Origin of the sequence: Cryobacterium sandaracinum (assembly GCF_004403415.1) — a bacterium.
Taxonomy (GTDB): domain Bacteria; phylum Actinomycetota; class Actinomycetes; order Actinomycetales; family Microbacteriaceae; genus Cryobacterium; species Cryobacterium sandaracinum.
On sequence record NZ_SOGO01000022.1, the window covers coordinates 23,049 to 42,206 of the forward strand.

The 19,158-nt window shown below is 60.9% G+C and carries 18 protein-coding genes; 13 read left to right on the forward strand and 5 right to left on the reverse strand.

Annotation, left to right across the window (positions count from 1 at the left end):
• The first annotated feature begins 65 nt into the window (after positions 1–65).
• The 9 genes from E3T25_RS07375 (at position 66) to E3T25_RS07415 (ending at position 9,506) form a co-directional block, all read left to right on the forward strand.
• On the forward strand, positions 66–1,439 hold the full coding sequence (locus E3T25_RS07375; protein ID WP_134373399.1) for an aminotransferase class III-fold pyridoxal phosphate-dependent enzyme: 1,374 nt from the start codon (positions 66–68) through the stop codon (positions 1,437–1,439).
• The gene (locus E3T25_RS07380; protein WP_134373401.1) at positions 1,436–2,980 is read left to right on the forward strand and encodes an aldehyde dehydrogenase family protein; all 1,545 of its coding nucleotides are present in this window, start codon (positions 1,436–1,438) and stop codon (positions 2,978–2,980) included. Before E3T25_RS07375 ends, E3T25_RS07380 begins: the two co-directional genes overlap by 4 nt.
• A 30-nt stretch (positions 2,981–3,010) precedes the next feature.
• Positions 3,011–4,240 (forward strand): acyl-CoA dehydrogenase family protein, encoded by a 1,230-nt coding sequence (locus tag E3T25_RS07385; RefSeq protein WP_134373403.1) that lies wholly within the window; start codon positions 3,011–3,013, stop codon positions 4,238–4,240.
• A 101-nt stretch (positions 4,241–4,341) separates the two neighbouring features.
• A complete protein-coding gene (locus E3T25_RS07390) occupies positions 4,342–4,620 on the forward strand; it encodes a cupin domain-containing protein (protein WP_134373405.1) in 279 nt (92 codons plus the stop codon).
• Between the two features lie 85 nt (positions 4,621–4,705).
• Positions 4,706–5,134 carry a GNAT family N-acetyltransferase gene (locus E3T25_RS07395; RefSeq protein WP_134341934.1) on the forward strand — a complete coding sequence of 143 codons (429 nt, stop codon included), beginning with the start codon at positions 4,706–4,708 and terminating at the stop codon, positions 5,132–5,134.
• A gap of 376 nt (positions 5,135–5,510) precedes the next feature.
• Positions 5,511–6,629: an extracellular solute-binding protein gene (locus E3T25_RS07400; RefSeq protein ID WP_134373407.1), complete on the forward strand. Its 1,119-nt coding sequence runs from the start codon at positions 5,511–5,513 to the stop codon at positions 6,627–6,629.
• Positions 6,602–7,540, forward strand: a complete 939-nt coding sequence (locus E3T25_RS07405; RefSeq protein WP_241973158.1) for an ABC transporter permease — start codon at positions 6,602–6,604, stop codon at positions 7,538–7,540. Before E3T25_RS07400 ends, E3T25_RS07405 begins: the two co-directional genes overlap by 28 nt.
• Positions 7,537–8,322 carry an ABC transporter permease gene (locus E3T25_RS07410; protein WP_134341936.1) on the forward strand — a complete coding sequence of 262 codons (786 nt, stop codon included), beginning with the start codon at positions 7,537–7,539 and terminating at the stop codon, positions 8,320–8,322. Before E3T25_RS07405 ends, E3T25_RS07410 begins: the two co-directional genes overlap by 4 nt.
• Entirely contained in the window at positions 8,319–9,506 is a 1,188-nt protein-coding gene (locus E3T25_RS07415; RefSeq protein ID WP_134373409.1) for an ABC transporter ATP-binding protein, read from the forward strand. The genes E3T25_RS07410 and E3T25_RS07415 overlap by 4 nt, the downstream gene beginning before the upstream one ends.
• Positions 9,507–9,569: 63 nt before the next feature.
• Here the strand turns inward: E3T25_RS07415 and E3T25_RS07420 are convergent, their stop codons facing one another.
• Both E3T25_RS07420 and E3T25_RS07425 read right to left on the reverse strand, forming a co-directional pair.
• On the reverse strand, positions 9,570–10,877 hold the full coding sequence (locus E3T25_RS07420) for a flavin monoamine oxidase family protein (protein WP_241980714.1): 1,308 nt from the start codon (positions 10,875–10,877) through the stop codon (positions 9,570–9,572).
• On the reverse strand, positions 10,874–12,115 hold the full coding sequence (locus E3T25_RS07425; protein WP_134373411.1) for a flavin monoamine oxidase family protein: 1,242 nt from the start codon (positions 12,113–12,115) through the stop codon (positions 10,874–10,876). Before E3T25_RS07425 ends, E3T25_RS07420 begins: the two co-directional genes overlap by 4 nt.
• 154 nt (positions 12,116–12,269) lie before the next feature.
• On the opposite strand from E3T25_RS07425, the gene E3T25_RS07430 reads away from it, so the two are divergent.
• Positions 12,270–13,262 (forward strand): Lrp/AsnC family transcriptional regulator, encoded by a 993-nt coding sequence (locus tag E3T25_RS07430; protein WP_134341939.1) that lies wholly within the window; start codon positions 12,270–12,272, stop codon positions 13,260–13,262.
• Positions 13,263–14,039: 777 nt separating this feature from the next.
• On the opposite strand, the gene E3T25_RS07435 is transcribed toward E3T25_RS07430, so the two are convergent.
• Together E3T25_RS07435 and E3T25_RS07440 are read right to left on the reverse strand one after the other, a co-directional pair.
• Entirely contained in the window at positions 14,040–14,483 is a 444-nt protein-coding gene (locus tag E3T25_RS07435) for a hypothetical protein (protein ID WP_134373413.1), read from the reverse strand.
• Between the two features lie 265 nt (positions 14,484–14,748).
• Positions 14,749–15,480, reverse strand: a complete 732-nt coding sequence (locus E3T25_RS07440) for a dienelactone hydrolase family protein (RefSeq protein WP_134373415.1) — start codon at positions 15,478–15,480, stop codon at positions 14,749–14,751.
• Between the two features lie 245 nt (positions 15,481–15,725).
• Here E3T25_RS07440 and E3T25_RS07445 point away from each other — a divergent pair, with 245 nt between their 5' ends.
• Complete coding sequence (locus tag E3T25_RS07445) at positions 15,726–16,259, forward strand: DUF488 domain-containing protein (RefSeq protein ID WP_134373417.1); 534 nt, start codon at positions 15,726–15,728, stop codon at positions 16,257–16,259.
• Positions 16,260–16,345: 86 nt separating this feature from the next.
• Positions 16,346–16,555: a hypervirulence associated TUDOR domain-containing protein gene (locus E3T25_RS07450; RefSeq protein WP_104099967.1), complete on the forward strand. Its 210-nt coding sequence runs from the start codon at positions 16,346–16,348 to the stop codon at positions 16,553–16,555.
• A gap of 40 nt (positions 16,556–16,595) precedes the next feature.
• Here E3T25_RS07450 and E3T25_RS07455 read toward each other — a convergent pair whose 3' ends face one another.
• Positions 16,596–17,237 carry a DNA-3-methyladenine glycosylase gene (locus E3T25_RS07455; RefSeq protein ID WP_134341943.1) on the reverse strand — a complete coding sequence of 214 codons (642 nt, stop codon included), beginning with the start codon at positions 17,235–17,237 and terminating at the stop codon, positions 16,596–16,598.
• A gap of 1,223 nt (positions 17,238–18,460) precedes the next feature.
• On the opposite strand from E3T25_RS07455, the gene E3T25_RS07465 reads away from it, so the two are divergent.
• Positions 18,461–18,916: an SRPBCC family protein gene (locus tag E3T25_RS07465; RefSeq protein ID WP_104101671.1), complete on the forward strand. Its 456-nt coding sequence runs from the start codon at positions 18,461–18,463 to the stop codon at positions 18,914–18,916.
• Positions 18,917–19,158: the final 242 nt, after the last annotated feature.

A 19,158-nucleotide genomic window follows, 5' to 3' on the forward strand; every position in this document is an offset into this window, starting at 1 on the left:
GCCGCCCGGCCTTCTTAGACGTTTCATACGATGTCAAGCGGCGTGGCCTGCCCTACCTTTAGTCGATGGACACAGCGACCGTTCCCCAGACCCGACTCCTCCGGACGGCTATCCCGGGCCCTCGGTCCAATGCGCTGCAGGCCGAGCGGATGCGACAGGTCTCCAGCGGGTTCGGGACCGCGCTGCCGGTGTTCATCGAACGGGCCGAGGGCGGCATCCTGCAGGACGTCGACGGCAACCGCATCATCGACTTCGCCTCGGGTATCGCGGTCACCAGCGTCGGAGCCGCCAATCCGCTCGTGCAGGCGCGCGTCAGCGCGCAGCTTGCCCGCTTCACGCATACCTGTTTCATGGTCACCGAGTACGAGTCGTTCACGGCGGTCTGCGCCTGGCTGAACGCCCACACGCCCGGCGACTTCGAGAAGCGCACGGCGCTGTTCTCCACTGGTTCCGAGGCTGTGGAGAACGCCATCAAGATCGCCCGGGCCGCAACCGGCCGGGCCAGGGTCTTGGTCTTCGACGACGCCTATCACGGCCGGTCCCTGCTGACTATGGCCATGACCGCCAAGGAGAAGCCCTACAAGATCACTTTTGGGCCGTTCCCCACCGAGATCGTGCGTGCGCCGATGGCGGCTCCGCTGCGATGGCCGAGCGGCGCGGAGAACGCCACCGCCGAGGCGGTCGCCGGGGTCGAGGCTGTTCTGGCCGAGCACGGTCCCGAGACCTTCGCCGCCATGGTGATCGAGCCCATCCAGGGCGAGGGCGGCTTCATCGTGCCGGCTCCCGGTTTCCTGGCCGGGCTCCGCGACATCGCGGCCCGGCACGGGATCGTGTTCGTGCTCGACGAGGTGCAGGCCGGCATGGGCCGCACCGGCACGATGTTCGCCAGCGAGCACGAGGGCGTTGCCGCGGACCTCCTTGTCACGGGCAAAGCGCTCGGCGGAGGACTGCCTCTGACAGCCGTGACCGGCCGCGTCGAACTGATGAACGCCGTGCACACCGGGGGACTCGGCGGCACCTACGCCGGCAATCCGCTGGCCTGCGCGGCCGCGCTCGGCGTCTTCGAGGCGTTCGAGAACGGCGACCTGCTCGCCGGGGCACTGCGAATCGAGAGCACGGCCCGCCGCTTCCTGGAGCCGCTCGTGGCGGAGGATTCCCCCATCGTCGACTTCCGTGGCCGCGGCGCCATGCTCGCAATCGAATTCGCCGACTCCGGGACCCTCGAACCACGCCCCGAGCTCGCCGCCGCCGTTGCCGCCCGCTGTCACCAACAGGGGGTGCTCGTGCTCGTCTGCGGCACATACGGCAACGTCATCCGTCTGCTGCCCCCGCTCGTTATTGAACAGGATCTACTCGAAGACGGGCTCGCCGTGCTCCGGACAGCCGTCGAGACCATCTATGCCGAATCGACCGTCGGCGCTGCGGCGGTGCACGCGTGACCGAAACATTCGCACCGGCCGTCGACTCGGCCGTTGACCCGAGCTACGACCCCCGCACGGGCGCGCAGCACGGAAGCGTCTCTCACACTGCCCCGGAGCAGGTCGCCGAGATCCTGCGGCGGGCGCAGGGCGCGGCATCCCAGCTCGCCGACACCAGCCCCGCGACCCGGCAGGGCTGGCTGACCACGATTGCGGAATCCCTCCGAACCCACGAAGACGAACTCGTTCAGCTCGCCGGAGAGGAGACCGGCCTCGGCGCGGACCGGCTGCGCGGTGAACTCGCCAAGTGCGCCACCAGCACCGATTTCTACGGCGCGGTCGCGGCCGAGGGCAGCTACCTGGGTGCCAGCACCGAAGTCATCGGCGGCGACTCCACGCTGTCCCGCTGGAACATCCCCCTCGGCCCGGTCGCGGTGTTCGGGGCGAGTAACTTCCCGTTCGGGTTCGGCGTGATCGGCCACGACGTGGCGTCTGCGCTCGGCGCCGGCTGTCCCGTCATCGTCAAGGCTCACCCGGCCCACCCGCGACTCAGCATGCGACTGGCGGAGCTGGTCTCCAACGCGCTCAACCGGGCCGGTGCCCCGGCAGGCAGCTACGCGCTCGTCGTCGGCTTCGACGCGGGCCTCCAGCTCGTAGACGCCTCCGAGGTCACGGCGGTAGCGTTCACCGGCAGTCAGGGCGGCGGGATGGCTCTCGTGCAGCGCGCCGCCGCGCGCGGCGTGCCGGTCTTTGCCGAAATGGGAACCGTGAACCCGGTCTTCGTCACGACGGATGCCGCGGCCGACACCGCGGGGATCGCAGCTGGCTTTGTCGGCTCCTTCACCCTCGGTGCCGGCCAGTTCTGCACCAAACCCGGGCTGCTCTTCGCCCCCGCGGGAGCCGGAATCTTCGAGGAAGTGCTGGCCCGGCTGTCGCAGGCCCCGCGGGCCCCGCTGCTGACCGCCGGCATCGCGTGCGGCTATCGGGCCGGTGTGGCGCAACTCATCGAGGCCGCCGATGTCGCGGGAAACGTCACGCCGACGGTCGTCACCGGGGAAACGCCGACCGACCCCGCTGACGGCTACGTGGCCGCCCCGCAGGCCGTCCTGGTGCGGCTGGAGGACCTTCACCCCGGCTCACGCCTGCTGGGAGAGTGCTTCGGCCCGGTCGCTCTCGTCTGCGAATACGAGGATACCGGGGCTGCACTGGATGCTCTGACGCGCCTGCAGCCAAGCCTGGTCGCATCTGTCTTCACCAGCGGCCCGGGCGACCCGGAGTCGGCGGAGGTCGTGCGGCGGCTGCTTGGGCAGGTGGGCCGGGTCGCGCTGAATGCGTGGCCGACCGGAGTGGCCACCAGCTGGTCCATGCAGCACGGCGGGCCGTGGCCGGCCACGTCCCGGTCCGACGCGACGAGCGTTGGAGCGGGCGCGCTGGGCCGATTCGTGCGACCGGTCGCGGTGCAGAATGCCGAACCCGCGCACCTTTCGGATGCCCTCCACCCTGACAACCCCTGGCGAGTTCCTCGGCGCATCGACGGGCGACTGACGCTCCCCACCCTCTGACTTCCGGTTCAACCTAACGAAAGCGAAACCATGACTGACCTCGCATCCCGCATCGGCCTGACCTTGACAACAGCTCCCTCCGGTGTCGTTGCCTCGCCTCTGATCGACACCTCGGATCTCATCGACATCGAGTCCCTGCTCACCGCCGAGGAGGTCAAGCTGCGCGATTCGGTTCGGGCCTTCGTTGATTCCACCATCAGGCCCAACATCGCCGGCTGGTACGAGAACGGGGTCTTCCCTCTCGAAATCGTGCCCCAGATGGCGAAGCTCGGCCTGCTAGGAATGCACCTGAAGGGTTACGGCTGCCCGGGCCGTAGCAGTGTCGAGTACGGTCTGGCCGCCCTGGAGCTCGAGGCCGGGGACTCGGGCCTCCGAACCTTCGTGAGTGTGCAGGGGTCCCTCGCCATGAGTGCCATCCACAAGCACGGCTCGGAAGAGCAGAAGAACGAGTGGCTGCCGAAGATGGCGGCCGGCGAGGCGATCGGATGCTTCGGGCTGACCGAGCCGAACTCGGGCTCCGACCCCAGCAGCATGACCACGTTCGCCCGCCGCGATGGAGACGACTGGGTGATCACCGGCACGAAGCGGTGGATCGGGCTCGCCGCCGTCGCCCAGGTCGCCGTGATCTGGGCGATGACCGACGACGGGGTGCGCGGCTTCGTCGTGCCCACCGAGACCGCCGGCTTCGCGGCCACGGTGATCGGACCGAAACTCTCCATGCGGGCGTCCATCCAGTGCGAGATCGACCTGGACAACGTGCGCCTGCCTGCCTCGGCGATGCTGCCGAAGGCCAAGGGGCTGAGCGGCCCGTTCTCCTGCCTGAATGAGGCACGGTACGGCATCATCTGGGGTGTCATGGGCGCGGCGCGCGACAGCTACCTCACCGCCCTGGCTTACGCCGGTGAGCGGATGCAGTTCGACAAGCCTCTGTCCGGCTACCAGCTGACCCAGCAGAAGCTCGTCGACATGGCGCTGGAGATCAACAAGGGCACGCTGCTCGCCCTGCACCTGGGCCGTCTCAAGGACGCCGGAACGCTTAAGCCGCACCAGATCTCCATCGGCAAGCTCAACAACACCCGTGAGGCGATCGCCATCTGCCGTGAGGCCCGCACAGTGCTCGGCGGCAACGGCATCACTCTGGATTACTCGCCGCTGCGCCACGCGAACAACCTCGAGAGCGTGCGCACCTACGAGGGCACCGATGAGGTTCACACGCTGATCGTCGGCAACCACATCACCGGAGTCGCCGCCTTCCGCTGACCCCGGTCCACCGTCCCGAGCTTGCACCGGGGTCATCTCGTGGCCAGTGATCAGCGCGGCCGGGAACGTCCCATGACACGACGAAGAACAGGTGAGCGATCATGGCAACCGCTGAAACGCAGATCGACAATGGGATCTTCAGGGTCACGAAGTGGACCATCGAGCCGAATGACGCCATTCCTATGCACGTGCACGAGTTCGAGTACGTGGTGGTGCCGCTCGTCAACGACAGCATGCGAGTGCTGAACTCCGACGGCTCGGAGATCGTGGCGGAGATTCGGCTCGGGGAGAGCTACACACGCCCGGCCGGCGCTGAGCACACAGTAATCAATCGTGGGGCCAACACGATCGAGTTCGTCGAGATAGAGAAGCTCCTTTAGCCGGCATCCAACCATGGATGTGCATAATCACGTGCTATCGGGCGATTGCCGGGGCGCAGTCCGCCCAAGACCGATTGGATGGGGAATGGATTCGTACTATCGGTTCTCAGCCGACGTCGCTGAGATAGACCGTGACCAGGTGCATCGCTGGATCAGCGAGCTGTCCTATTGGGCGCCAGGGCGGTCACGTGCCAGGCAGGACGCAGCCATAGACGGCTCACGAAACTTCGGTATCTACCACACCGAATCAAACAAGCAAGTCGCCTACGCCCGGGTCATCACGGATGGAGTGACTTTTGCATGGCTTTGCGACGTATTCGTCGACCCCGAGGTTCGAGGCCGCGGCATAGGCGGTGCTCTCATCGATGGAGTCTTGGAAGAGTGTGAACCACTTGGTCTGCGACGAATAGCTCTCTCGACAAACGATGCGCACGGCTTGTATTCCAGGTTAGGGTTCACGGCTTTGGATATCCCCGAGTCGTGGATGGAACGAATCGGGGACCCGACAGCTTGAGCACCAGCAGACCCGAATTGCGGCGGACGGTGGCTTGTTCCGAGTCAGTTTGGGTGCTCGGCCCATACTCGCGCCCATACTTCGGTCCAGGCGAGCGTTTTCCGGGTGCCAGCGGGAGGTGACCGCGTCTCTCGGCGAGTTCGGAAGTGCGCACATTTCGTCCTGATGCACGGGAGGAATTGTAAAATTGAGGGTTACTAAGTGCGTATTTTCGTTTTTTTCGCCGGCAAAGTTGGCTGATATTGGTAAATTGTTCGCACTTCCGGACCGGTATTGCTACGTTGGGGCCAACCGATTCCACGGGCTGGCCATGCACCGGGTGCGTGTCTACGGGGCTCACGGGATTTCACAACGGAGTGAAAGAAGAAGGATCACCATGCGAAACCAGAAACTGAAGCGGCAACTGAGCACAATCGCGTTGGGGGGAGTGGCGACTTTGATCATGGCTGGCTGCGCGGGAGGTAACGCAGCTGAACCCGTGGCAGATCGAGACCTTGGCACTCCGGTGGCAGGAGTCGTCCCCGAGGGCGTTTTTGATGGTGTCACGCTCACCTACGCGGCTTCTGGCGGTATTTTCCAGGATGGTCAACGCGACGCAGCGTGGGATCCTTTCGCAAAAATCTCAGGTTCGAAATTTTTGCAGGACGCATTCGACGCCGGCAAACTCAAGGCCATGGTTGACAGCGGAAACGTGACCTGGGACATCACAAACGCGACGCAGTTCGACACCGCCCGTGGCTGTGGAACGCTGTACGAAGAGTATGACTACTCGCAGGTGGACATCTCGAAGGTTCCCGAGGGGACGATCACAGACAAATGCATGGTGCCGAATATTCTCTATGGTCTGGTCGTCGCTTACAATACTGATGCGTTCGGCGACAACCCTCCAACCAGTGCTGCCGATTTCTTCGATACCGACAAGTTCCCGGGCAAGCGTACGGTCAGCCAATCCCCGTATGTCGACCCCCAGACGGTGGAGTTCGCCCTGGCGGCGGACGGCGAAGATATCAACAACGTGCAGGTCGCCGACATCGCGACCGCCTTTGACAAGTACCGTGCCCTCGGTGACAACGTCATCGGCTGGACCTCCGGCGCTCAGGCACAGCAGCAGCTTGAATCGGGCGAAGCTGTCATGGGGCTGGTGTGGTCAGGCCGCGGATACGGTGCAGCGGCGGCCGGCGCGCCGGTTGCTCCTATGTGGGACGAGTGGATGATCATGGTCGATTCGACTGCCATTCCCAAGGGTGTCAAGGATCCGCAGGCGGCCTTCGCCGCCGTGAACTTCTACCTCGGCGCAGAACAGCAGGCACGCATGACGGAGCTGACCTCCTATGGGCCGGTGAATGTCGACGCGGAGCCAAAGGTTGATGCGACGTTGAAGACGTGGCTCACCACAGAGCATCTCAAGACCGGGCACGCTCCGAACATTGACTTCTGGGTGGAGAACTACGATGCCCTGTCGGACGAATGGGCCAGCTGGGTTACCGGCAGCTGACCGGCATGGCTGTTCTATCCATCCGCGGCCGGGGCAATCGCTCCGTTGACGGCGGTGACACGAGCAGGACGATTCGAGAGCCAAAGAATTGGCGCCCGTTTCTGCTGCTGCTACCAGCCTTTGCAGTCGTCTCGTTCTTCTTTCTCGCGCCACTCATTGATGTCTTCATCCGGAGCATCAGCGATCCAACGCTGGGAATCCAGAATTACGTGTGGCTGTTCACCACTCCGACCAACATGGTGGTCGCGTTTCGCACATTCGGAACCTCGCTCGTTGTTACGCTCGTCTGCTTGCTCATCGCTTACCCTTACGCGTATCTGATGACGATTGTGAGTGATCGCACTCGCAATATGTTGCAGCTCTTCATCATGCTGCCCCTATGGACCAGCATCTTGGTGCGCACACTCGCGTGGATGGTTCTCCTGCAAGACACCGGCCCCATCAACGGGCTTCTTGAGACGTTGTTCGGGATCGGTCCACTGCCGCTGATTCGAAGCACTTTTGGCGTCGCTCTCGGCATGTCCCAAGTGCTACTGCCGTTCATGGTGCTGCCCCTTTATTCCGCGCTTGCCAAGATCGACAAGCGGTTGCTACCCGCTGCGGCGAACCTTGGGGCGAGACCCGTCACGGCATTCTTCACGGTTTACTTGCCGCTTTCTCGACCAGGGATATTTGCGGGTTCGGTAACGGTTTTCATTCTGGGACTCGGGTTTTACATCATCCCCGCGCTATTGGGTTCGTCGAAGGAAATCATGATGTCTGCACTCATGTACCAGCAGATCAGTGGCTTCCTCATGTGGGGCCACGGCACCGCCCTTGGAATCTTCATGCTCACAACGACCATCGTGGTGCTCGCGCTCCTGAGCCGCGTGTCTAAGGGTGCGAATCTGTTTGTGGGGCGGGCCAAATGACAATGAAACGCGCACTGGGTGCCCTGGCGGTTCTCATCGTTCTCTGGTTACTCCTTCCCACCCTGGTGATCATTCCTATGTCGTTCAACGCGGCGGCGTCGTTCAATTTTCCACCCCAGGGTTTCTCCTTGCAGTGGTACGAGAACTTCTTAACCGACCCATCATGGTTGCGCGCCTTGGGCTCATCGCTGCAGGTGGCCCTCATCACCACGGTTGTCGCGACGTCGCTTGGGATCATGGCGGCAATCGGGCTGTCCAAGGTCAAATTCCGCGGAAAGGCGTTGCTGGAAAGTTACTTCCTCACTCCGCTCATCGTCCCCGGCATTGTGATCGCCATTGGGCTTTACTCGCTTTTCCTGCGCTTCAACCTCCTCGGCACCCTTCCCGGGTTTGTGCTGGCGCACACCGTGGTTGCGCTGCCACTGGTCATTCTCAATGTGACGGCTTCGCTCCAAGGTGTAGATCCTCGCTTGGAGCAGGCGTCAGCCACGTTGGGGGCTGGCCGTCTACGCACCTTTTTCAGCATCACCCTCCCGCTCATCATGCCCGGGGTGACGGCGGGAGCGTTGTTCGCCTTCGTCACGTCCTTCGATGAGATTATTCTGTCGCTCTTCATCCAGAGTCCGCAGTTGCAGACGCTGCCGGTGAAAATCTACAACAGCGTGACTCAGGCGAGTGATCCAACTGTCGCTGCCGTCGCCGTCGTGGCGATGTTCACGTCAGTGCTTGTGATGCTCACCGCACAATTTGCTACCCGCAAGAGAAAGCGAGTTTCGGCATGAGTCCGGAAAGTACCACTGCCGCACGAGACCAAAACGAACGTGAACTCCGGCAATTGCACCTCAATACTGAGGTCATTGGCGTGATCAACGACGCGGGCATCAGCCTTCGCGATGTGACAAAGCGCTACGGCAGTAAAGCTGTCGTTGATGCGATCAACCTCGTCGTAGAGCCGGGGGAGTTCATGACGTTTCTCGGCCCATCGGGGTCCGGGAAGACGACGACTCTCAACATGATCGCTGGCTTCGTCACTGCAACGGAGGGGTTGCTTCACATTTACGGCAAGCCTGTTGCCAAGATGCCTCCCCACAAACGAGACATCGGCATGGTGTTTCAGAATTACGCCCTTTTCCCGCACAAGACCGTCTTCGAGAATATTGCCTACCCCCTGGACCGGCGCAAGATTGCGAAATCAGCGCAAAAGGCGATGGTCGCGGGTGCTCTCGATATGGTGCGCATGGGGGAATTCGGCGATCGATATCCGGCGGAACTCTCGGGTGGTCAACAACAGCGAGTGGCTCTCGCTCGCTCGCTCGTTTACAAGCCACGCGTGCTGCTCATGGATGAGCCGCTCGGTGCCCTCGACAAGAAATTGCGCGAATGGCTGCAGAAGGAGATCAAACGAATCCACCGCGAGGTTGGATCAACATTTGTCTACGTGACGCATGACCAAGAAGAGGCTTTGTCTCTTTCTGACCGAATCGCAGTATTCAACAACGGGAAGATAGAACAGGTCGGCAGTCCGACGGAACTTTATCAAAGGCCTGAGACCCTTTTTGTTGGGCGCTTTCTCGGTGAATCTACGGTGTTGTCCGGCCGGGCGGTCGATTCCGTCGGCGGAATGACCACCCTGGATATTTCCGGACATGAAGTCCGTGTTCCCGGCCACAGGAGTTCAGCTTCGCTAGCGATTCTCATTCGTCCCGAGAACATAACGCTTCAGGATGAAGGCACCGTTCCGGAGTCGTCGCAGGTGAACTCGCTGCCAGTGATCGTGCTGGACGCAAACTATTTGGGTGCAGCCTGGCGTTGCGAGGTGCAACTTCCGGATGGCAGCACCGGCACTGTTCGTGAGGCGCACTCCGCTGTTGTGCGGGAGCCGGGTACTCGTGCGTCGATGAGCTGGAACGTCGATTCCGGGGTGCTGCTTGAAGACACCGGTGATGCAGGAGTGTCACTGACCTAGTCTCTGGTCAGAGAGTGAGTGATTGTGGAGCTGTCGGGCCGCACCAGATCAGGCCCGATGGCTTCATTTCGCGAGCAACGTCGAAACGAGGCGGGCCTCTCTAAGCCCGCTCTCTATCGCGCCGTCGATGAACCCGCCCCAGAGATCGGCGGTGTCGCATCCAGCGAAGTGGAGCACGCCATCCGCCAGCTGCAATTTTGAAAGGTCGCGAGTGAGCTGTCCTGGCCGGTGGGTCATCCACGTATTCTTCGACAAGGGATCCTTCATCCAGTCATGCGCAGCAACGTCGATCACTTCAAGGTCATCACGCCACACTCCCACGGCCGCCTGGACCTGTTCGATGCTGTTCACGTCAATGGCTGTGTGATCCGGCCCGAAGCCAACCAGAATCGAATGGTCTTCCTCGATGAACTCGCTCTTGAGCACCGAGATCGGGTGGTGCTGAGACGCGTAAGCGAAGAACCGTGGCAGACGACCGCGCACCTTTATCCACACCTTGATTCCCTGTGATGCCACGCGCTCGCGGTTGGCGCGCCTCCAAACTTCGGGGAGTGGGGGCGTGATGGTGATCGTATCGACGGCGTTGATGGGCAGGGTCATAATCACTCGCTGCGCCCGCAGCTGTCGACCGTCGGAGAGAAAGACGGTGGCCCCGTGCGCATTGTGCTTGATGGCCGTGACTGTCGAGCTGAGTTGGATGTCGCCGCCGATGTCCGCGGCGATTGCTGCCGTGAAGGACGACATGCCTCCCGCTACTCGATAGGTCGACGAGGCCTCGTGCATGAGAGGCCAGTGGCCGCCGGCCGCGCTCGCCCAGCGTAGAGCGCTGGCGAGACCGACCTCGTGCAGTGGTGCGTTCACGTGTCCGACCCACACAGATTCGTTCGCGTAGCGGGCCTCATCGTCCAGGAGTATTTCGTCTAGGCGCTGCTGTAGTGACTGGTCATCCCGTTCGGTGATTCCGCCGACTGTTGGATCTACCGCTCGCGGAATGGCAGTGAGCGCATCCTCAACTACCTGACGTTGCCCTTCATGGATGAGAGCCATGAAGTCTTCGAGTGTGCCTTTTCTTGGTGCGCCTCCTGCACCGAGCCAGTAGGCGTCTTCGGCGATCGGGCTGCGATCGATTTTCCGACCATACCGAGTCATTTCCGCCCACACGTGGGGTTGTACCCAGTGCACCCAGGTGCCGCCCAGTTCCAGGTCGTGCCCTAAAGCATGCTCGGTCCACGTGCGACCGCCAACTCGGTCGCGAGCCTCGAGCACGATCACTCTGTGACCACTGTTCCCGAGTTCTCGTGCGGCCACGAGTCCGGCGAATCCGGCGCCGATGACGATCACGTCTGCTGCATCCACCAGGCCGGCATTCACAGATCTTGAGTTTCATTTGCGACGGCCAAGATCGCTCTGGCTGCTCGAAAACCGGACACGACCGCCCCGTTCAGGGACTGTTGGAGGCCGGTGTGCTCGCCAGCAATTGCAACGAGCCCTGCCGCGCTGTCAAATGCGGTCGTGTCCTCTGGCCTCCATTCGAGGGACGGCGCTGAGTAGGACCCTAGTGTCCACTCGTCGTTTGTCCAGTCGGTCAGCAGCACATCCCCGTCGATGTCCAGTTCAGGGCGCATTTTTTTCAGTTCGGCAACCCAGCGTTGGGGCCCGTTCGCCGTATCGAGTGACTTCAGTGTGCGGGATCCGCCAGCGAAGCACGAGAGCGCCGGCACACGATTTTCCCCATCGACCGACATGGAGCGCCACGACCACCACGCATGATCAGCGCTCTGGAGTGCTGTGTCGTCATCGACAGCAGACAGAGGAACGCCGAGCTTTGCTGCCGTTCCCATCGAACGGTGGTCAAGCGCAGCTCGCTGGGTAGCAGGGAGCGTGAACCCGAGGTTGAGCGTGCGCAGGATTGGGAGCGGCACTGCGAGCACTGCAGCGTCCCCATCGACTGTGCTGCCGTCGCGGAGGTTCACCTGAATACCCGAACTCGACTGGTCTATCGCGGTTATGGGGGACTCCAGCCTTATGGCCGGGCCAAGCGAGCGGGCGAGTTCACTGGCGAGCGACTGGTTGCCCCTGAGGAATCGGCCGCCGTCCTCTATGTAACCTCCGTCGGCCGAGGACTCATGCATCAGGGCAGCTTCTGCGCTGATTAGTTCAGGATCACCGGCAAGCGATGTTGCTATTCGCCGATACGCCGGGTGGCCGTGAAAACCTGAGCCAATCGTCTCCTTGAATACGGTGTCTACCGAGATCTTGGTCACGCCATCTGCGAGCATCCGCTCTAGCGTGCGGATGAGACGACCACCTACTGCATTCAGCTCGCTGAGGCTCAAGTGTGAACCGTTGACGGTTCGCCGTGCGTACCGCACATTGTGAGTGAGAATCGGAACCTCAACCTCCGCTGACAAACGACGAATAGCAGATTCTGTGGGAAAGATGTACTCCCCACCGCGCTCAGTGACCTGACCGTTGCCGAGTGTCTCTGACCACGTGCGCCCACCGACCCTGTTGCGAGCCTCAAGAACAACAGGGTCATGACCGAGTTGTCTCAGCTTCCATGCGGCCGTCAGGCCCGCGAGGCCTGCGCCAACAATAATGACCTTCACGGTTCCCCCTCAGAGTCCGCACGGGGCGCGGTTGTTGACCTGAGCGACGACCAGCCCCATTGTTGATGCTATTCAGGCCTTAATTCCAGATATTATGGACAAAGACTATCCAGAATCGGAGAATATTCATACAGTTTCCCAACAATCAGGGTGAATGCGCACGGATTTGTATTTTCGTGGTGCAGGAGTCCCTGGACCTGATCTTGAGACGAGGCGAAAAGTGCCGGGCAGCTTAGGGTTCTCAATTGAAGAGGATCGCGTCATTGACTACCTTCGTCGTGATGGGCGTGCGTCTTACTCATCCATTGCAGAGGCGCTCGAGCTCACCAGGAATCGTGTTTCTGAAATCGTGAAATCAGTGGTCGACAGCGGTCAGCTGCGATTCACGGCGAGCGTCAATCCGCGCATGTTTGGCTTTCAAGTCGAGGGTCACCTTCACATTGTTCTCCGTGGTGACGCAAGTGCTCTTTACGAAGAAATGGTCGGGTCATCACTGACGACTTACGTCTCTACAACGACCGGCGATGCGGGGCTGTGCGTTCAGGTGCGATGTCGCTTCGAGACAGAACTGGTCGAGTTACTTGCTGCGATCAGAGAACACGTCGAGGTGCTTTCGATCCAGGTGCACCGTTATGAAAGCATCGTCCATAATATTTACGCACCCACGTTGCAGGCAGAGGATGAGTCCTATCTCGACGAGCTTGATATGCGCCTGATAGAAACGCTCGAACGAGATGGTCGCGCTCCCGTGCGGGTGCTTGCCGAGGCGCTCGGTCTGCCTGAAAGCTCCGCACGTCACCGGATGACGAGGCTCATCGATGGCGAAATAATCCGTGTGGTCGCAGTGCCGAAGCGGGATTTTGGCCGCGCACACACGATCGCACTCGGTCTGGGCGTGCGACACCAGGGAGCGAGCGGCACTTGTGTAGAAGTCCTGAGCAGACTGGGTGCAGAGTTCATTGCCACGACGACGGGTGATTTCGGCATCATCGCCACAGCAGTTTTCAATACTCTGCGGGAGGCGAACGACTTCGTGGAGACGCTTCGACGCGAGCCACGGGTCGTAGGGCTTTCAACGTGGGTCCACTTGCAGATTCAGAAAGAGGATTACAGCGTCGCTGAGTATCGAGACACCCGGCAACGGTGACCGCTGCCGGGCATGCCAGCCGGTACGGCCGGCAGCTTTTCCGAGGCTGGCCAGGTTGTTGCTTCTAATCTGGGCATCATTCGATTCGCCATAGTCCGTGGTTCATTAGTGTCGAAGCCGCCTGAAAACGTGGTCTTGGCCGACCGGATCGGCTTACGGCTTCCTGCACAACCGGCTGAACACGCAAACCGTGGAAATCCGCGGGTACTCTGCAGCAGTTCCGGGTGGGCGATACCGTCGAGACGACTATCAGTCGTCCTTGGTTCGAGTGGATGCAGTTGCCCATTGCTTACCCATCAAAATCATTCTTGGCCGACCGTAATCGACCGGGTGCAGTTAGTTATAGTGAACCGCCCGGTTCCCTGTAAAAACAAGGGAATCCGCGAGTTTTCCAAGACATTTGGCGAAATCGAAGTTAAGGCCTGAACCTTAAAGGGGTCGCAGGTTCAAATCCTGTCAGCCCGACCAAAGGGCCGTTCGCGAAACTCTTCACGAAATGGTCCGGTCGAAACAAAAAGAAATCGCTCCTGAGGCCTCTCGGGAGCGATTTCTGGTTGAAGGGGTTCTCGCGTCCGATTTCGATCGCGATGCTTGAGTTGTGGTCGTGCCATCGGCTGTCCTGCAGCTTTTTAAGCGTTTGCGCGCGCGCCGGATTGTCTCGAATGCTAAGTGTTTTTGCCATCTGAGCGGTATCTGGTCCTGAGCGGGACTGTTAGGTCCGTAGCGGTGGTCCGCCGGTTTCGTCCGATGCGAGGTGTTTGACCTTGTCGGGCCGCATCACTCCGGCCGGGTAGGTGTCGGTGTAGGGGTTGTGCCATTCGCGGTCGCGGCGGCGAATCGGGCGGACGACGGGTTCTCCGTGAACGTGTTTTTTGCGTCGTCCCTATTTTTGTCGCTGATGAAAGCGGCGATTTTGCGGAGGTTGAAGTTCGTCAGCAGGATGGTGACGATAATTGGCGCGGCGCCGAATCCGCGCACTCGGCGGCGCCTGGCGGACTCGATGTCCTCAGGCCCGTTGCTTTTGATCTGGTCGTTCAGGGACTCGATGGAGTTGCGAGCATGGTCGTGGAATTCATCCCATTCCTTCGTGCCGTGTTCGAACGCCTGCGCGTTGCGCCGGTTGTTGGCAATGTCAAAGGACACGGAATGCTGGCTGCAGATCTTGTCCGCGAAGTCGGGCAGATCTTCTACGTCGACCGCGGGGCGGATCTTGTCCGTCACGGTCTTGAGCAGTTCTCATAAGGGGCAGGTCACGGTCGGGCTGGCGGCCAGTGCGGGGCAGCGCAGCACGACGCGGCCAGTTGCATCGGGCTTCTCCTTGACGTGGAGTTGGAACGCGGTGCGGCTCTTGATGCGCTCCCGGTTTGTTGCTGTATCGATGATGGGCCATTCCGTCCTCATTGGGCCACGTGCATGGCGTATGGCGCTAGGTGTGATGCGCCGGGTGACCGACGAGCGACACCGTTTACGGAACTGGCTGGCTGGTTTAGCGTAAATGGGTTTTTAGGAAGAGGGATGTTCGCTCGAATGCGTCTGTCGCCTCGTCTGCGGCGTGGCGTGGAAGGTCCGGGTCCAGGGCGAAGCCGTGACGGACTTTAGGGTAAACAACCACCGCGGATTGCGTGGTGTTGTGGGTGAGGATTTCGCGCACCTGTTGGAGGTCACGGGCCGGGGTGCTGGCGTCTGTGCCGGCATATATTCCCAACCAGGGAGCCTTGAGCACGCGTACGGCATCGATTCCGCTGAGGATGCCAGGCCAGCGTGGCGAAGCCAGGCCGGCACCGTAGAAGGTGACTGCGGCATCGATGTGCAGTGTTGCTGCCGCCCACAATGCGAGGGTGCCTCCCATGGAGAATCCTATTACCGCTACTTTCTGTGCTCCTTGGGCACGGACCCAGGACAAGGCGCTCTCGATGTCAAATGTGAGCCCTTCCCTCGTGAGGGTGTCGTGGTGACGGCGGGCTTGTGTGAATTTCCCATTGGTGACGACGGGGTCTGCGATGCGGTGGTAGAGGTGCGGCGCGGCGGTGATATAGCCGCAGCCGGCTAGGCGGACGACGAGAGCAGTGACCGGTGCGGAGAGGCCCCAGACCTCGTGGAGCACAATGACCCCAGCCCGGGCTACACCCACCGGCATCGACACTGTCAGTGGGACACCACCAGCCCCTGCAGTTTCATTCGCATGCGAGTGGTCGGAACGGGCCGGGATGGATTGCATGCTTTCTTCCGTTCGTTCAGGACTTCAGTGACAGCGGCGTCACCGGAGATATCCTCACCTAGCCCGCGTGAACCGGCGGGCTGAAACGAAGAAGCTTCGCCCCCGATCAGGTTACCGATGGCTTCAGGACGGCTACAGGGCGATGCCACCTTACGAGGCTGCGCCCTTTATCGCGGAGCCGAGTGTCGGGCGCATAAATCTGACATTTCTGATGCGGGCTTCAGCACGTGCGGTTCAATGGGAGCATGGCTGGAATCTGTGTGTACACGATCGGGCATTCCACTCATCCCGTTGATGAGTTCGTTGGAATGTTGAAAGCAAATGGTGTCGAACGACTCATCGACGTTCGCACCGTTCCCGGGTCTCGTCACAACCCACAATTTGGGGAACACGAACTCGACACAAGCATGCCGGAGGCAGGTATTGACTATCAGCGACTTCCCGAGCTAGGCGGGTTACGGCATACTCCGGCGGCAGAAGCATCTATCAACGGAGCGTGGCGTAACAGAAGCTTCCGCAACTACGCCGACTACATGCAAACGCCCGAGTTCGTTGCCGGCGTCGACGAGTTGATGGCGCTGACGAAGAAGCAGACGGTGGCAATCATGTGTGCCGAGGCCGTGCCCTGGCGTTGTCACCGATCACTGATCGGAGACGCGTTGCTGGCTCGCGGTCTGCAGGTTGCCGACATCATGAGCCTGACCTCGACCAAGCCCCACACCCTCACCAGCTTCGCGAAAGTCGATGGTAACCGCCTCTGGTATCCACCGGAAGAGTGAAACCCGAGGGTGCCAATCCGAAGCAAGCGGGTACAGCGAATACGTTCGAAAGATACAGCAGCGTTATGACAGTGGAAGGCATACCAATGACAAAAAAATTCTCAGTTGGCGATCACGTGCGCTGGAACTCCGAGGCCGGCCATGTGCACGGCACCATCGCGAAAATTCATACGATAGACGTGGAATACAAAGGGCACACTCACCGCTGCAGTCCCGATGATCCGCAGTACGAGATCACGAGTGACACGACCGACCACGTGGCGATGCACAAGGGCGAGGCCCTGACGAAAATATAACCACCCGCGGCCACCAATGCAGACAAACGGCGAGCCACGGTTACGGGCGGCCTGGTTTGTAGGTTGAGACGGATGCCGCATCAGCTAACCAGTATCGCCAGGGGAAATTCATCGCATTGCCGCCGGGTCCGCTGACGCCAACGCGTGGTCCGGTTCGGTGGGGTAACACCAGGCCATCATCCGGAACGAAAAACTTCCACTGTCCGCCAAAAAGATCGTCACCGTCGTTTGCCAGGGTTGCCCCGAAGGTTTGGGCAACGCAGCCAGGGCCCCGCGCCAAACTGCTACTGGGAAGAGGAACTTTTCGTGGTTTGCTTTCTCGACGGCTGCGGGCAATGGCGGCACCTCCCATCACGTCTCCCGCCCTGATGAGACAACCGTATGGCTGTCCTGGTTGTCCGGCGACGAGGTTCAGCGAGTGGTGCATTCCATAGGTGAAGTAGCAGTAGAGGTGCCCGGCGGGACCGAACATTGTCTTGTTCCGATTCGTCTGGCCCCGATAGGCGTGTGCGCCGGGGTCGCGTTCACCCGCGTACGCCTCGACCTCGGTAATTCGAATGGTCACAATGCCGTCGTCATCGGTGCGTTGAAGGATGCAGCCGAGAATCTCGGGTGCGACATTGAGCACCTCGCGGGCAAAGAACTCTCGGTTCGCTAGATGAAATCCGTTCGGCAAAGTCACTTGGTTATCGTATGCATTCCTGGCGAGCAACGCGCGAACGAGCGTTCAGAGCATCTCAGAAGTTGATCTGGTCTCAACGTCACGCGAAATAATTTTTTGAATGAGCAGCGCAAGAGATGCAGCGGCATGAGACGGTGACGTCGGTTCGTCGTCGTCTCCAACCTCCGCGATTCCTCCAGATCACCGAGATCTCTGTTACTGTGGCGATTGCCTGGACACCGTTCCCTTTCCTCCCTGGAAACGCTCAGGAATTGCGGTACTACGCGCCGCTGGGCGCACTTCTGAGCATGCACCCAACCCTCATGCGTTCGCTCCGCAGCGCTTTACAAACCCTCGCTGGGCTGGCCTTCGGAATCGCCCTCGCCGGGGCCGTGCTCATCCTGAGCGAGCCCAGCGTTTAGACGATCTGGCTGGTCATCGGCCTCGGCCCCCTTATCGGAGGCATGCGATGGCTTACTGTGGGCGGAGGTCGAGCGGTTGAGCAGTTTTTGAGGCACCCTCGCCACGCACCTCAGCGATATCGGCGTGGCCTTGGGTGGGAGTTGGCCTCCCGAGCGTGAACTCCGGGCGACCAGGGGCAGCGCACTCACGGACGCGGCACGAGACGTCAGGTCGGCTGTGCAACGCGCCGATGAGAGTCGTAAGGGTAACCCTCGCGCTCGTTTCAACCGCAGAAATCTTGTTGTTGACTAGGAGGGCCTCGCGGCCCTGGAGAACGTCACCTTTCACGTGCGCAACCTGTCCGAGGTTTTTGCGGGCATGATCTGGGGTAAACCGATTCCCCTTGAGCTGCCGCCCGAACTGCCTCCGGTTCTCAGCGATGCCCTGCACGCAGTCGCAGAAACCTTGCGTGCCCCGGACGATGGCCCGCGTGATAGCGCGCCCCTTGATGCCGCCGTAGCGGCAGTCGAGGCGATTCTGCACGGCATGCAAGAGTTGGGTGCCGGGGCGACGTCGCTTATCCCCACGGCCGCGATCGTCATCGATCTGAAGTGCATTTTGGTCGCCCTTCGCCCTGGGACCGAGAGAGATTCTGAAGAGTCTCCCTCGCCCGTCGTTCAGCCCGTCCCATCGCCTGTTCACGCTGCTGAGGTTCCGCGCACAGGAACCTTCTCGTTCCCGCGAGTTTTTCCTTACCCGGGTTGACCTTGGATTAGCCTTCGGTACTGTGAATGGGATTGCAGAAACTATTTCATCCGTCGAATTCGCATTAGGAGGTCATCATGCCCAACGCCATCGAGACTGTCGACGTCAACGTTCCCGTTACCGTCGCGTATAACCAGTGGACAAAATTCGAGGAGTTTCCAAAGTTTCTCAGTTTTGTTGAATCCGTCACGCAGGTGACCGACACTCTCACCGAGTGGAAGGTTAAAGTCGGTGGCGTGGAGCGCGAGTTTGAGGCTCGGATAACTGAGCAGCACCCTGACGAGCGTGTTGCCTGGAACAGCACCGGCGGCCAGGTTGACCACGCGGGAGTTGTCACGTTCCATAAGTTGGCCGCGAACGAGACACGGGTGACGGTACAGCTTGATTGGGAGGCGACAGGGCTGCTTGAGAAGGCTGGGGCCGCTCTCGGTATCGACGATCACGCCATTAAAAAAGACCTCAGGAACTTTAAGGAGTTCATCGAGGCGAAGGGAACCTCCGACGGCGGATGGCGCGGAGATGTGAAGGCCTGACGCTGCCGGAAGACCAACCTCGGCAAGCGCTACTGTATAGAGTCGTCGGTCAACCGGATCAGTGAAGGCAAATATAGAGAAATCGCACCTGAGGCTTCTCAGGAACGATTTCTGGTTTGAGTGGATCTTGCGGTTTCGTGTGGCTGCGAGTTCTTCTTCAGCGCCGTAGCTCCGGCTGTTTTTCTGTGCTCACCTGTGTCGGATGGTCTCGAACGCTGTGTGTTTCACTTTGTCCGGGCGCA

What these genes read in the sequence shown, in the direction of transcription:
- E3T25_RS07375 (WP_134373399.1), top strand. Translation starts at nt 66, where the DNA reads ATGGACACAGCGACCGTTCCCCAGACCCGACTCCTCCGGACGGCTATC.
- E3T25_RS07385 (WP_134373403.1), top strand. Translation starts at nt 3,011, where the DNA reads ATGACTGACCTCGCATCCCGCATCGGCCTGACCTTGACAACAGCTCCC.
- E3T25_RS07390 (WP_134373405.1), top strand. Translation starts at nt 4,342, where the DNA reads ATGGCAACCGCTGAAACGCAGATCGACAATGGGATCTTCAGGGTCACG.
- E3T25_RS07395 (WP_134341934.1), top strand. Translation starts at nt 4,706, where the DNA reads ATGGATTCGTACTATCGGTTCTCAGCCGACGTCGCTGAGATAGACCGT.
- E3T25_RS07400 (WP_134373407.1), top strand. Translation starts at nt 5,511, where the DNA reads ATGCGAAACCAGAAACTGAAGCGGCAACTGAGCACAATCGCGTTGGGG.
- E3T25_RS07405 (WP_241973158.1), top strand. Translation starts at nt 6,602, where the DNA reads ATGGGCCAGCTGGGTTACCGGCAGCTGACCGGCATGGCTGTTCTATCC.
- E3T25_RS07410 (WP_134341936.1), top strand. Translation starts at nt 7,537, where the DNA reads ATGACAATGAAACGCGCACTGGGTGCCCTGGCGGTTCTCATCGTTCTC.
- E3T25_RS07415 (WP_134373409.1), top strand. Translation starts at nt 8,319, where the DNA reads ATGAGTCCGGAAAGTACCACTGCCGCACGAGACCAAAACGAACGTGAA.
- E3T25_RS07430 (WP_134341939.1), top strand. Translation starts at nt 12,270, where the DNA reads ATGCGCACGGATTTGTATTTTCGTGGTGCAGGAGTCCCTGGACCTGAT.
- E3T25_RS07440 (WP_134373415.1), bottom strand. Translation starts at nt 15,480, where the DNA reads ATGCAATCCATCCCGGCCCGTTCCGACCACTCGCATGCGAATGAAACT.
- E3T25_RS07445 (WP_134373417.1), top strand. Translation starts at nt 15,726, where the DNA reads ATGGCTGGAATCTGTGTGTACACGATCGGGCATTCCACTCATCCCGTT.
- E3T25_RS07450 (WP_104099967.1), top strand. Translation starts at nt 16,346, where the DNA reads ATGACAAAAAAATTCTCAGTTGGCGATCACGTGCGCTGGAACTCCGAG.
- E3T25_RS07465 (WP_104101671.1), top strand. Translation starts at nt 18,461, where the DNA reads ATGCCCAACGCCATCGAGACTGTCGACGTCAACGTTCCCGTTACCGTC.